The following is a 12,999-nucleotide window of genomic DNA, read 5'->3' as shown; positions in this document are numbered from 1 at the left end:
TCGGGTTCGGCCTCATAATCGCCGCCCGGACCGCTTGACACGGACCCCCTTGGGGAGAAGCCTGACGATGACGACCGTTCCGCCGACCGCCGCCGCCCCGCTCGTCGATCCTTTCGGGCGGACCGTCAGCTATCTGCGCGTGTCCGTCACCGACCGCTGCGACCTCCGCTGCGTCTACTGCATGGCGGAGGACATGAGCTTCCTGCCCAAGGCGGAGGTGCTGTCCCTGGAGGAGATCGACCGCGTCTGCTCCGCCTTCGTCAAGCTGGGCACCCGCAAGCTGCGCCTGACCGGCGGCGAGCCGCTGGTCCGCAAGGGCATCCACGAGCTGATCCACAGCCTGGGCCGCCATGTGAAGGCCGGCGACCTGGACGAGCTGACGCTGACCACCAACGGCACGATGCTGTTCAAGTATGCCGGCGATCTGGTGGAGGCCGGGGTGCGCCGGATCAACGTGTCGCTGGACACGCTCGACCCCCACAAGTTCCAGGCGATCACCCGCTGGGGCCGGCTGGACAAGGTGCTGGGCGGGCTCCAGGCCGCCAAGGAGGCGGGGCTCAAGGTCAAGATCAACACGGTCGCGCTGAAGGGCGTCAACGACGACGAGTTCCACCGGCTGGTCGGCTGGTGCGGCGAGCAGGGCTTCGACCTGACCTTCATCGAGGTCATGCCGATGGGCGAGATCGGCGACGAGGCGCGGCTCGACCAGTATCTGCCGCTCAGCCTCGTGCGGGCGGAGCTGGCCAAGCGCTGGACGCTGGACGAGATCGACTACCGCACCGGCGGCCCGGCCCGCTATGTGCGGGTGGCCGAGACCGGCGGGCGCATCGGCTTCATCACGCCGCTGACCCACAATTTCTGCGAAAGCTGCAACCGCGTGCGGCTGACCTGCACCGGCACCCTCTACATGTGCCTGGGCCAGGAGGACGCCGCCGACCTGCGCACCCCGCTGCGCCTCAGCGACGACGACGGGCTGCTGGTCCAGGCGGTGCGCGACGCCATCGCCCGCAAACCCAAGGGCCACGACTTCATCATCGACCGCCGCCACCAGGGACCGGCGGTCCCCCGCCACATGAGCGTGACCGGGGGATGATCCGCCCGCAGCCGAGCGCCCTCGCGCCGCAGGCGTGGGGAGGGTGAGTGGGCTGCGTGTGGCCGTGCGCCCGAGACCGGCGCGCGCCTCCTCGACCGAAGCGGCCTTCTGCAACCGGGCATCCTGCGCTATGGTCCCCGTGACATGACCGAAACCGCCGCCAAGCTGCCCGCCGATCCGACCCTGGACCCGCTGGCGCCCGATTCCTCGGCCCGCAAGCCCGCCGACCTCCGCATCGCCTTCTGCGCGGCGAACACGGAAGAGGCGATGCGGGCGCGCACCCGGCTGGTCCACCGCTACGGCAACGCGCCGCTGGAGGACGCCGACGTCATCGTGGCGCTGGGCGGCGACGGTTTCCTTTTGGAGACGCTGCACCGCGCGCTGAAGCGCGACGGGCAGAACCCGCCACCGGTCTATGGCATGAACCGGGGGTCGGTCGGCTTCCTGCTGAACGTCTTTCGCGAGGACGAACTGGCCGAACGGCTGGCCAGCGCCCAGAGCGTCAAGCTGCACCCCCTGCGCATGAGGGCCACCCGGTGCAACGGCGAGCAGATCGAGGCGCTGGGCATCAACGAGGTCTCGATGCTGCGCGAGACGCGGCAGGCCTCGAAGCTCCGCATCACCGTGGACGGCGTCGTCCGCCTGCCGGAACTGATCTGCGACGGCGTGCTGGTCGCCACCCCCGCCGGCAGCACCGCCTACAACCTGTCGGCCCACGGCCCGATCATCCCACTGGGCGCCGGGGTGCTGGCGCTGACCCCCATCAGCTCCTTCCGGCCGCGGCGCTGGCGCGGCGCGCTGCTGCCGCACAGCTCCAAGATCACCGTGGACATCCTGGAGGAGGTCAAACGCCCGGTCAGCGCCGTGGCCGACTCGACCGAGGTGCGCGAGGTCATCCGCGTCGATGTGGAAGAAGCGCGCGACGTCGCGCTGACCCTGCTGTTCGACCCGGAGCTGAATTTCGAGGAGCGGATCCTGAAGGAGCAGTTCTCGCCGTAACCGCGCCCCTTCCCGGCCCGGCCCTTACTCGGCGGCGCGGCGCTCGGTGTTGGCTTGCGCGTGGGCGCAGATGCGGCGGGTCAGCGTGGTCAGGTCGGTCTGGAGCCGGGCGAAGCCCTGGTTCCGCTCCAGCGTCTCCTCGTTCATGTAGAGGCGGCGGTTGATTTCGAGCTGGAGGGAATGGCGGCCCCGCGCCGGGTCGGAATGGCGGGACACCAGTTCGACCCCCTTGAAGGGATGGTTCCGCGTGACCTTGTAGCCGAGCCCGGTCAGCACCCGCTCGACCAGGGCGGTGAATTCCGGCTCGCAGGTGGTGCCGTCGCGGTCGCCCAGCACGAAATCCATGCCCAGCTTGTGCGCCGCTCCCGGCCCGACCGCGGAGGGCATCGAATGGCAGTCGATGTGCCAGACGGCGCCGAACCGGGCGGCCAGATCGTCCATCACGCTGGCGACCTGGAAATGATAGGGCCGGTAGTAGCGGTCGATGCGCTCAGCCACCTCGGCCACCGACAGCCGCCCGTCGTAGAGGGGCATCCCCGGACGGCACAGCGTGCGGATCAGCCCCATGCCGGCGGCGCTCTTCTCCGTCGGGCGCAGCGGTTCGGGCCAGCGCCCGTCGAGAAGCGCCGGGTCGATGTCGTCGATGGCCCGGTTCGCGTCGATGTAGGTGCGCGGGAACAAAGCACAGAGGAGGGTCGCGCCATGCTCGGGTGCGTGGGCGAACAGCTCGTCCACGTGGGTGTCCTCGGCCTGCCGCAAGGTCGGCAAAGGGCAGACGAAGGCGAAGTCGCGCGGATAGACCGTGCCGCTGTGCGGTGAATCGAAGAACACCGGCAGACGCGGGACGATCGGATCGTTGCGGACGAGCACGTCCTCGATCACGAAACTCATGGCTGACCCCGGTGTACCAACGGCTCCGGCCAACCGCGGCGCCTGCCCGGATGGCATAGCGCGGCGCTGCGGCGGATGGATTCGGGTATAGACGATGACCGGGTGCCCGTCGACCAAAAACCGTCATACACCAGTAAGGCAAAGGACATGATGAAGCGGGGAAATGGCGGGGCTGGCGCAGCGCCGTACTCTCCGCCATACTGACCATTCAGCGACAGCGCCCGGCACCGGCCAGACCCGCAAAGGCGATATCCGCTTGACCGAATCCCTGCCACCAATCGAATTGACGCCGCCGGACATCGGCCCCTACCGTCGTGGCAACACAGGCATCGACCATGTCACGACGCTGGAGTCCGGGTGCCCCGGCCCTCACGCCGTCATCGTGTCGCTGATCCACGGCAACGAGATCGGCGGGGCGGTGGCGATGGACCGGCTCTTCCGGTTGGGCGTCCGCCCCACCCGCGGGCGGCTGACGCTGGTCTTCGCCAACACCGCCGCCTATCAGAGCTTCGACGCCGAGCGCCCCTACGCGTCCCGCTTCGTCGACGAGGACATGAACCGCGTCTGGTCGCCGGAGGTGCTGGACGGCCCGCGCGACAGCGTGGAATTGCGCCGCGCCCGGCAGCTCCGACCGGTGTTCGACGCCGCGGACGTCATCCTCGACCTGCATTCCATGACGGCGGACACCCCGCCCCTGACGCTGTGCGGGCGGACCGCGCGCGCCCGCGCCCTGGCCCGCCGGCTCGGCTTCCCGGCCTGGATCGTCGCGGACGAGGGGCATGCGGCGGGGAAACGGGTGATCGACTACGCGGACTTCGCCGCGGCGGACGGGCAACGCACCGCCATTCTGGTCGAATGCGGCCAGCACTGGCGGAACGAGACGGCGCTGGTCGCCCTGGAAAGCGCGATGCGCTTCCTGCTCGCCCAGGAGATGATCGACCCATCGCTGGCCGATCGCCACATTCGCCGCCACCCCGATCCGCTGCGCACCGTCGAGGTGACCGAGGCGGTGACCGCGGAGACCGACGAATTCTTCTTCGACGAGCCCTATGTCGGAATGGAGATCATTCCCCGCGCCGGAACGGTCCTCGGCCACGATGGCGACCGCCCGGTCGTGACGCCTTACGACGACTGCGTGCTGATCATGCCGGCGCGGCGCCCCAAATCCGGGCAGACCGCCGTCCGGCTGGGGCGGATCGTTCCTTGAACCGGACACAACGAGCGGCATGAGCATCGGACCCGGGCTGCGGCCCTTCGCGCTCGCCCTCGCGCTGGGGACGGCGGGGGGCGCGCTGTTCAGTTATTTCCATCTGCCGCTGGCCTGGATGATCGGCGCCATGACCGTGACCACCGTCGCCGCCATGGCCGGAGTCGCGCTGCATGTGCCGAAACCGCTGCGCAACGCCATGATCATGATCCTCGGCGTGATGCTGGGCAGCGGCTTCACCCCGGACATCCTGGGGCGGCTCGGCGAATGGAGCCTGTCGCTGAGCGCACTGGCCGTCTATCTCGTGCTGGCGACCACACTGGGGGTCCAATACCTGCGCCGCGGGGCCCGGCTGGACCCGCCGACCGCCTTCTTCACCGCCACCCCCGGCGGGCTGAACGAGATGGTGATGGTCGGCACCCAGATGGGCGGCGACAGCCGGACCATGGCGCTGTCCCACGCGCTGCGGGTGATGCTGGTGGTGCTGGTCATCCCCTTCGCCTTCCAGGCGCTGGGGCTGTACGACCCGGCGCGGCGCGGCACACTCGGCCCGCCCCTGCTGTCGCTCGCCCCGCTGGACGTGGCGCTGCTGTCCGCCTGCGCGCTGGGCTATCCCCTGGCGAAGCTGCTGCGCATTCCCGCCGCCCAGATCGTCGGGCCGATGCTGCTGTCCGCCGCGATCCACCTCGCCGGGCTGACCGAGGGCAAGCCGCCGGGCGTTCTGGTCGCCGCGGCCCAGGTGGTGATCGGGGCGTCGCTGGGCTGCCGCTTCACCGGGCTGAACATCCGCCGGATCGGGCGCGACGGGCTGACCGCGCTGGGCCTCACCGGGCTGATGCTGCTGGTCACCACGGCGGCGGCCTGGATGGTTGACGAGGCGACGGGGCTGGGACTCGCCGCGCTGATTCTCGCCTTCGCGCCGGGTGGGCTGGCCGAGATGACGCTGGTCGCGCTGGCGCTGAACATCGACGTGGCCCTGGTCGCCACCCACCACATGGTGCGCATCATCCTGATCGTGACGCTGGCGCCCGGCTTCTATCTGCTGTGGCGCAAGTGGCGGTCCCGCCGCGGCAAGACCTGACGAATCACCCTTGGGGCAGCCAATCCGTCGCACACGCATGCGTGGAGTTTCCGTTGCGCCCAGCCCTCACGCCGTGTGAGGTGGAGGCGCGGACGGGTGGTGGGTGGCCACCACCCCGCCGCTCAACAAGGAGGCTCGGAGGACGAAGGAAATCCTCGGTCTCCTGATCCTGCTGCTCCAGATCGTCAAGGCGATCCTTGACCTTCTGAACCGGCAGTGATCGGGCCGGGAGGCGGGGGATAGGAGCCTCTGCCTCCCAAGCCTGATGATGGCTCCGCACCCGCCCGATTGCAAGCCATCCGATCATTTCCTCCGATCACTTCACGGGGGGTTTGCCCTTTTCCCATTGGGGGTTCGTGTCGATCAGCGGCACGCTGGAGATGGCCATCTTTGCCGAGGCGTCCTTCACCTGCCGGCTGTAGACGACGTAGATCAGCGTGTCGTTCACCCGGTCGTAGATGCGGCGGATGGCGATGGACTTGAAGACCAGGCTCTTGCGCTCGGAAAAGACCTCCTCGCCCTTCTGCGACAGTTCGATGTCGCCGATCACCAGCGGCCCGGTGCGCCGGCAGGCGATGGAGGCGTTGGACGGGTCCTCGAACCAGTTCCCCTTGGTCAGCCGGTCGAGCACGCTGCGGTCGAAATCCACCAGATGGCAGGTGATGCCTTTTACCTTCGGGTCCTCGATCGCCTGCACCTGAAGCCCGTTGCCGGTCCAGTCGTTGGAGAAGCGCCCGACGACGGGGTCCTCGGCCAAAGCAGCGGTGGAGGCAGCCATCGGTGGCAGCACGGATAGCGCCAGGACCATCAGGCCGCGGCGGATGTTTATCGAAGGGAACGGGCTGCGCATCTCGTGGAACTCCGGTCATCGCGAAGCGGGGCCGCGTGGGCGCGGTCCTGGAATACCCCTAAATCGGGCGGGGGTCCGGCGCCGTCAAGCGCCCCCCGGCCCGCTACTCCCGGAGTGCCTGCCCCCGATGAGCGACCGCACCATCGATCCGCCCCTGACCCCGCCGCCGGAGCCGGTGACCGAGCCCCTGCCACCGGCCCGGAACCCCCGCGACCCGGTGCGGGTGGCGGTGGTGGGGCTGTTCGTCATCGCGCTGCTGTTCACGCTGTATTTCGGGCGCGATGTCCTGCTGCCGATCATGCTGGCGCTGATCCTCAGCCTTCTGCTGCGGCCCTGCGTGCGCGGCCTCTACCGGCTCGGCCTGCCGGAGGCGCTGGGCGCGGCGGTGGTGGTGATCACGGTGTTCGGCGCCGGGCTGGGAGCCATCTTCACGCTGGCGACCCCAGCCACCGAATGGGTCAACCGGATGCCCCGCGTGGTCCACGAGCTGGAGTTCAAGCTGGGCGACATCCGCGAGGGGATCGACCGCGCCCGCGAGGCCTCCCGCCAGATCGAGCAGATGGCCTCTGACCGCAACGGCGCTGCGCGGGAGGTGGTGGTGCGCGGCCCGTCGCTGGCCGAGCAGGTGCTTCATCAGGCGGAAGCGGTGATCGCCAACGTGGTGATCCTCCAGGTGCTGCTCTATTTCTTCCTGGCCCGCGGCCGGCAAAGCCTGGAGGCGCTGATCGGCACGATGCGCGACGTGGACGACCGCGTGCATTACGCCATGGTCGCCGCCACGGTGCAGCAGAACATCGCCGCCTATCTGGCGACCATCACGGTCATCAACATCGGCCTCGGCCTTGCGACGACGCTGGCGATGTGGCTGTGGGGTGTGCCCAACGCGGCGCTGTGGGGGACGCTCGCCGGACTCATCAACTACGTCCCCTTCATCGGGCCGGCGGTGATGACGGCGGTGCTGTTCCTGGTGTCGGCGCTCACCTTCGACGGGGGTGTGCACATCTTCGGGCCGCCGCTGACCTTCGTGGCGCTGACTATGATGGAGGGCAACTTCCTGACCCCGATGATCGTCGGGCGGCGGCTCGCGCTCAACCCCATCGCGGTGTTCGTGTCCATCCTGTTCTGGGGCTGGATGTGGGGCATTCCCGGCGCGCTGCTGGCGGTGCCCATCCTGGCGATCCTGAAGATCCTGTTCGACGCGCACGAGCCGCTGAAGCCGGTCGGCGCCCTGCTGGGCTGACGCTCTGACCGCTCTAGCTCTGGCCGGGGCAGCCCCGCCATGGCATGGTCCAAGGGAGAAAACGACCGGATGGAGGTGGGGTGATGGTGGTCAGCGGCTTGACGCTCTTCGTCATCGCGCTTCTGATCTTCGCGCTGGCGCTGGTTCTGCTGGGCGTGCGGACCGTGCCGCAGGGCCAGGAATGGACGGTGGAGCGGTTCGGCCGCTACACCCGCACGCTCCAGCCCGGCCTGCATCTGCTGCTGCCGCTGGTCGACCGCATCGGGCGCAAGCAAAGCATGATGGAGACGGTGCTCGACGTGCCCTCGCAGGAGGTCATCACCCGCGACAACGCCATGGTCACGGCGGACGGCGTCGTCTTCTTCCAGGTGATCGATGCCGCCAAGGCGTCTTACGAGGTCAACAACCTGGAACTGGCGATCCTCAACCTGACCATGACCAACACCCGCACGGTCATGGGCTCGATGGACCTGGACGAATTGCTGTCCCAGCGCGACCAGATCAACGCCCGCCTGCTCGGCGTGGTGGACGAGGCGACCAGCCCGTGGGGCGTCAAGGTGACACGCATCGAAATCCGCGACATCCAGCCGCCGCGCGATCTCGTGGACAGCATGGCCCGCCAGATGAAGGCGGAGCGCGACCGCCGCGCCTCCATCCTGGAGGCGGAGGGGCAGCGCCAGGCGGCCATCCTGCGCGCGGAGGGCGCCAAGCAGGCCGCCATCCTCCAGGCCGAGGGCCGGCGCGAGGCCGCCTTCCGCGACGCCGAAGCGCGCGAGCGCTCCGCCCAGGCCGAGGCCGAGGCCACCCGGCTGGTCTCCGACGCCATCGCCGGGGGCAGCGCCCAGGCCATCAACTACTTCGTCGCCCAGCGCTATATGGACGCCCTGACCGCGGTGGCCGCCGCGCCGAACCAGAAGGTGCTGTTCATGCCGCTGGAGGCCGCCAACGTGATCGGCGCCATCGGCGGCATCGCCGAGATCGCCCGCGAAGCCTTCCCGAACCGCCCCCCGAATCAACCGGCGCCCTCCGGAACGGCCACCCCGCCGACGTCTTCGCGCAGCCCCTGGAATCGTGGCGAGCCGAACAGGAGCGATGCGCCGACGCTGCCGGAGTCGTAGGATTGGAGGAAATTCCGAAAGCGGATCCGCGATGATCGAGTTCTGGCACTGGTGGGTTCTGGCGGTGCTGCTGGGCGCGCTGGAGACGGTGGCGCCGGGGGCGGCCTTCCTCTGGCTGGGCGCCGCCGCCGCGCTGGTCGGCGTGGTGCTTCTGCTCTGGCCGTCCCTGCCGTGGGAACATCAGGGCCTGCTGTTCGCCCTGCTCGCCATCGCCGCGCTGGCGGGAACCCGCTTCCTGTCCCGCGGGTCAGCGCATACGACGCACACGCCGCATCTGAACCGCCGGACGGCGCAATACATCGGGACGCTGCACACGCTGGACGGCCCCATCGTCAACGGGCGGGGCCGGGCGCAGATCGGCGACGGGCTTTGGACCGTCGAGGGACCCGATCTCCCCGCCGGAACCCGTGTCCGCATCGTCGGCGCCGAGGGCACCTTGCTGAAGGTCGAGAAGGCCTAGGCGCCAGCCGAAGCGGCGCGTCGAAGCTTCGGCGAGGTCGTGCCGGATCTCTTCGGCGTGGCGCCCCAGCCGCTGCGCCAAGGCGTCCATGCTGCCGTCGCCGGTGGCCGCCGCACGTTCCGCCGCCTGACGGCTGAAGGCTTCCAGCTCCCGCGCCATCGCGCGGTAATCGGGAGCGCCGCCTCTCGATCCGGATGTCCCGTCCATGGCCCCCGCCATGCTGCATTGCCGCAAATTACACCGGTATGCTGGCACAGCATGGACGCGTCTGGAATCGGGCTTACGGCGGGTCCGGCTTCTCTTTCAGCACAGCGGAGTCGGTCCTTAGGCCCCTGCGCCTATGCTCTTCCGCAGAGCCGACGACTCAGTCGATCAGCTCATCCAGGGTCGCCCGGACGACCTGCACGATCTCTCCGCCGTAATGGCTGACGTCGAGGTCGCGGGCACCGACGATGATGGACAGCTCGCGCTCCGTCGTGGGAGCGAAGCGGGCGATTTCCGGCACCAGCTCGTCCGCCAGTATGGCGTCGCGCGGCAGCCCTTCACCGGCCGCCCTGCGGTCCCGCCAACCGTTGAGGGCGGCGTTGATCGCGGCCTCGATCTGCAAGGATTCCTCCTTGCGCTTCAGATCTTTGTAAAGAACGAGAACACGCCAGGCACCGTCGGCGTAGGCGGTGTCGATGCGCTGCACCTCGACCGTTCGCAGGAAGGAGGACAGGTGCCCCTGCGCCTCGTCCGCGCTCGCGTCGGGGATCATGAAGGTGCGGATTTCAGTGCTCATCCTCGTCCTCGATGCGTGCCTCGGCTTTTGCGCAAGACTACACGAAAGAGCCGGCACCCGGCTACTCCGGCACGATCCCGAGCGCTGCGCCCTTCGTCATAGGAGGTGATGGCGAAAAACACGGTGGAAAGCGGCGCGGTGCGCGGGACCCGGCCCCCTTCCGAAGTGTTGGAGTCACCGGACACCGTGCATCGCTGGGCGCACCGCTGGGAGGGAGCAGAGGGACCATGACCGGGCCTGTTGAACCGCAAGAGCACCGGACGGACCGGACCGGACCGCAAGCCAAGCCGCGGCGGTTGTGGATCACCCTGCTGGCGGTGATCCCCGCCCTGTTCGCGGCCGGGACGGCGGGGGCCTTCTGGACCGGCTACAGCCTCCACGACCGGCCCTTCGCCTGGTACAACAGCAACCGCATCGCCGCCACGGCCGAGCGGGCGGCGCGGGACCTGTCCCCGACCATCGTGGTGGCGCTGGGCGACGCGGCGCTGCGCCACGCCACCCTGGACGAGCCGGGCATGGCCGCGCTGGCGGCCAGGCACGGGGTGGAAAGCCTGCATTTCCTGCGCATCGTCCACGACCACGCCCGCATCGAGGACTTCGAGCCACTGTTCGGCGACGTGTTGAAGCTGAAGCCGGCGCTGGTTCTGCTGGACGCCGACCTGCTCTTCGCGGAGCGCGGCGACGTTGCCGGCCTGCGCCGCTACGGCGCGCACCTGACCGAGGTGGCGATGCTCGGCCGCTCCTACCTGCCGGACCAGAGCGCCCTGCAATACGCCAAACCGTGCCACGCCGTCGGTCCACAGGGCTGGACCGCCACCGCCGCCGACCGCTGGGTGGAGGCCCGCGAGACCGCCGTCCGGATGAACGACGACTCGCCGGCCTTCGAGCGGGTGCGCCGCTTCGCCGATCAGGCGCGCGCCGCCGGGGTCGGGATCGCCCTGCTGCTTCCGCCCCGCCCGGCGGCGGTGGAGGAAAAGCTGTACGGCGCGGGGAACGGCTACCGCCCGGCGGCGCTTGACCGGCTGCGCGGGCAGGCGGACCTGCCGCTGTGGCGTTTGCCCGACTCGGCGCGCAAAACGATGACCTTCTGCCGGAGCGGCATGCTTGCACCGGAGGGCCGCGATGCCTATTCGGCATGGCTGGCCGGCGGAATCGCCGAACGCCTGTCACATCCAAGGGTGGAAGAGGCCGCGCTGCAATAAAGTCCGCCCATTCCGGCCGGATTACCTAATGCCGACACGGCAGCGTCATCAAAGTGCAATTCCCGGGGCCCTAGAATGCGCCCGCGTCCCCGCTGGTCCAACCGGCGGGGATCGCGCCTCTCTTCGGCCACGGGTGAACCACAGATGAGCGCCGCCATGGATTTCTCCGTCCGCGAGGCCCCGGCCAGCACCGAGATCGTGCTGAGCGGGCGCATGACCTTTGCCGACCACGACACCTTCCGCGACGTCATCGCCACCTTCGAGCGCCCGGCGGGCCACCGCGTGGTCTTCGACCTGTCGCGGCTCGACTTCGTCGATTCCTCCGGCCTCGGCATGTTCATCATCGCCCGCGACACCGCGCAGCGGCGCAACCTGGACTTCGCGCTCCGCGGCGCCCGCGACGAGGTGCGGCGCCTGATCACGATCGCCAAGTTCCACACCATGTTCAACATCGCCGACTGACGCGGCGGGAACGGACGCGATGGGCCACGCCCGCGCCATGGCGGCGCCGCCCGACACCGACGGGGACACCCCGCCTCGCCCCGCCCGCCCCGGCGCCGGCGCGTCGGTCTACGGGATGGAGCTGGGCATCCCGCTCGGCGGCTGCCGGGTGCTGATCGCCGACGACAGCGCCTTCAACCGCCGGACGCTGACCCGCTTCCTGCAATGGGCCGGCATCACCCAGGTCGCCTTCGCCGCCTCGGCGGAGGAGGTGATGGAGCGGTTGGAGAGCTTCGCCCCCGACCTGCTGCTGCTCGACGCGGCCATGCCGCGGATGGACGGCATCGGCGTCTGCCGAAGCCTGCGCGGCGATCCGCGCTGGCGCGACCTGCCGATTCTCATGCAGAGCGCGCTGCACTCCGATCAGATGAGGACGGTCTGCTTCAGCGCCGGCGCGACCGACCTGATCGCCAAGCCGATCAACCCCGGCGAATGCATCGCCCGCGTGCGCTACCATCTGGAGCGCCGGTCGATGGTGCAGGAGCTGCGCGCCTTCCACGAGCGGGTGGAGCGCGACCTGCGGCAGGCCCGCGCCATGCAGCTCGCCCTGGTGCCGGAAACGGCGGAGTTGGCCGCCCTCGCCGAGCGGAACAGGCTGGCGGTGGAGTCGGTCTTCCGCGCTTCGGAAGAGATCGGCGGCGATTTCTGGACGGTCTTCGCGTTCGACGGGAGCCGCGTCGGGGTCTTCGCCGCCGATCTGTCGGGCCACGGCATCGCCGCGGCGATCAACGCCTTCCGCCTGCACACGCTGCTGACCCGCACCCCGCCGGAGGAGATGCGGGATCCCGCCAGCCTGCTGCGCCAACTGAACGGGCGGCTCTGCGAGATCCTGCCGCTGGGCCAGTTCGCCACCGCCTTCTACGGGGTGATCGACCGCACCGACGACACGCTGCTCTACGCCGCCGCCGCGTCGCCCAGCCCTCTCCTGATGACCAACTTCGGCATCCAGCCGCTGGACGCCTCCGGCCCGCTCCTCGGCGCCTTCCCGAACTCGGCCTACACGAACCGCCGCGTGCCGTTGCGGCGTGGCGACAGCCTGTTCCTCTACTCCGACGGGCTGAGCGAAGCCCGGGGCGCCGACGGCGCCATGCTGGGCGAGGACGGCCTGCTCCGTCTGGCCGAGCGCGCGGCGGCGGAGGCCCCCGACCGCCCCCTGCCCGCCCTGATGGCCCGTCACGCCGCGATCCATGGCGAACACCTGAACGACGACGTCACCGCGCTCTGGATCACCCGCCGCTGACGCGCCGCAGCAATTTATCCATTGGCCCCATACCCTTATTCGAGTTATGGATATTGCAGCGTCGGGCGACGTGTAACAGGAGACGGAACGGATATGGCTTCGATCATGATCAAGAAGGCCGGCGAGGGCCTGATTTCCCAGGCTCACCGCAACGCCGACGTTGGCCCGACCAGCGGCAGCTCGGTCGTGTACGAGATTCTCAACGTGCCGGCGGGCGTGTCGGTGGACGACGTCATCGCCGCCTTCAAGACCTTCAAGCCGGCGGACAAGAAGTACGAGTACGACTACGCCGACCTGTCCAAGTAAGGCGCTCGTTCGCCCTTCCCGCGGTTCCCG

General features: G+C 69.4%; 14 protein-coding genes. 11 read left to right on the top strand and 3 right to left on the bottom strand.

Features of this window, described 5'->3' with window-relative positions; translation table 11 throughout:
• The first annotated feature begins 67 nt into the window (after positions 1-67).
• Entirely contained in the window at positions 68-1,093 is a 1,026-nt protein-coding gene (gene moaA / locus FHW79_RS04935; protein ID WP_183177915.1) for a GTP 3',8-cyclase MoaA, read from the top strand.
• A gap of 144 nt (positions 1,094-1,237) precedes the next feature.
• Positions 1,238-2,092, top strand: a complete 855-nt coding sequence (locus FHW79_RS04930; protein WP_183177914.1) for an NAD kinase — start codon at positions 1,238-1,240, stop codon at positions 2,090-2,092.
• A 24-nt stretch (positions 2,093-2,116) separates the two neighbouring features.
• Here the strand turns inward: FHW79_RS04930 and FHW79_RS04925 are convergent, their stop codons facing one another.
• Positions 2,117-2,983: an N-formylglutamate amidohydrolase gene (locus FHW79_RS04925; RefSeq protein WP_183177913.1), complete on the bottom strand. Its 867-nt coding sequence runs from the start codon at positions 2,981-2,983 to the stop codon at positions 2,117-2,119.
• Between the two features lie 256 nt (positions 2,984-3,239).
• Here FHW79_RS04925 and FHW79_RS04920 point away from each other — a divergent pair, with 256 nt between their 5' ends.
• Both FHW79_RS04920 and FHW79_RS04915 read left to right on the top strand, forming a co-directional pair.
• The gene (locus tag FHW79_RS04920; RefSeq protein WP_247884179.1) at positions 3,240-4,190 is read left to right on the top strand and encodes a succinylglutamate desuccinylase/aspartoacylase family protein; all 951 of its coding nucleotides are present in this window, start codon (positions 3,240-3,242) and stop codon (positions 4,188-4,190) included.
• Between the two features lie 19 nt (positions 4,191-4,209).
• On the top strand, positions 4,210-5,271 hold the full coding sequence (locus FHW79_RS04915) for an AbrB family transcriptional regulator (RefSeq protein ID WP_183177911.1): 1,062 nt from the start codon (positions 4,210-4,212) through the stop codon (positions 5,269-5,271).
• 316 nt (positions 5,272-5,587) lie between these two features.
• Here FHW79_RS04915 and FHW79_RS04910 read toward each other — a convergent pair whose 3' ends face one another.
• Positions 5,588-6,121: a CreA family protein gene (locus FHW79_RS04910; protein WP_183177910.1), complete on the bottom strand. Its 534-nt coding sequence runs from the start codon at positions 6,119-6,121 to the stop codon at positions 5,588-5,590.
• 127 nt (positions 6,122-6,248) lie between these two features.
• Between FHW79_RS04910 and FHW79_RS04905 the strand changes: the two genes are divergently transcribed.
• The 3 genes from FHW79_RS04905 (at position 6,249) to FHW79_RS04895 (ending at position 8,939) form a co-directional block, all read left to right on the top strand.
• Complete coding sequence (locus tag FHW79_RS04905; protein ID WP_183177909.1) at positions 6,249-7,361, top strand: AI-2E family transporter; 1,113 nt, start codon at positions 6,249-6,251, stop codon at positions 7,359-7,361.
• Positions 7,362-7,444: 83 nt separating this feature from the next.
• Positions 7,445-8,479, top strand: a complete 1,035-nt coding sequence (locus tag FHW79_RS04900; RefSeq protein ID WP_183177908.1) for an SPFH domain-containing protein — start codon at positions 7,445-7,447, stop codon at positions 8,477-8,479.
• Positions 8,480-8,510: 31 nt separating this feature from the next.
• Positions 8,511-8,939, top strand: a complete 429-nt coding sequence (locus FHW79_RS04895; protein WP_183177907.1) for an NfeD family protein — start codon at positions 8,511-8,513, stop codon at positions 8,937-8,939.
• A 364-nt stretch (positions 8,940-9,303) separates the two neighbouring features.
• Here the strand turns inward: FHW79_RS04895 and FHW79_RS04890 are convergent, their stop codons facing one another.
• Complete coding sequence (locus tag FHW79_RS04890; RefSeq protein ID WP_183177906.1) at positions 9,304-9,720, bottom strand: HRDC domain-containing protein; 417 nt, start codon at positions 9,718-9,720, stop codon at positions 9,304-9,306.
• Positions 9,721-9,947: 227 nt separating this feature from the next.
• Between FHW79_RS04890 and FHW79_RS04885 the strand changes: the two genes are divergently transcribed.
• The 4 genes from FHW79_RS04885 (at position 9,948) to FHW79_RS04870 (ending at position 12,969) form a co-directional block, all read left to right on the top strand.
• On the top strand, positions 9,948-10,922 hold the full coding sequence (locus FHW79_RS04885) for a hypothetical protein (RefSeq protein WP_183177905.1): 975 nt from the start codon (positions 9,948-9,950) through the stop codon (positions 10,920-10,922).
• Between the two features lie 144 nt (positions 10,923-11,066).
• Complete coding sequence (locus FHW79_RS04880) at positions 11,067-11,384, top strand: STAS domain-containing protein (RefSeq protein WP_247884178.1); 318 nt, start codon at positions 11,067-11,069, stop codon at positions 11,382-11,384.
• Between the two features lie 19 nt (positions 11,385-11,403).
• Entirely contained in the window at positions 11,404-12,663 is a 1,260-nt protein-coding gene (locus FHW79_RS04875) for a fused response regulator/phosphatase (protein WP_183177904.1), read from the top strand.
• Between the two features lie 93 nt (positions 12,664-12,756).
• Positions 12,757-12,969, top strand: a complete 213-nt coding sequence (locus FHW79_RS04870) for a hypothetical protein (protein WP_014241290.1) — start codon at positions 12,757-12,759, stop codon at positions 12,967-12,969.
• Positions 12,970-12,999 lie beyond the last annotated feature (30 nt).

It is taken from the genome of Azospirillum sp. OGB3 (assembly GCF_014192915.1).
GTDB lineage: Bacteria > Pseudomonadota > Alphaproteobacteria > Azospirillales > Azospirillaceae > Azospirillum.
Note: the sequence above shows the minus strand (reverse complement) of the source record. Positions and strands in the feature narration are given on the sequence as shown.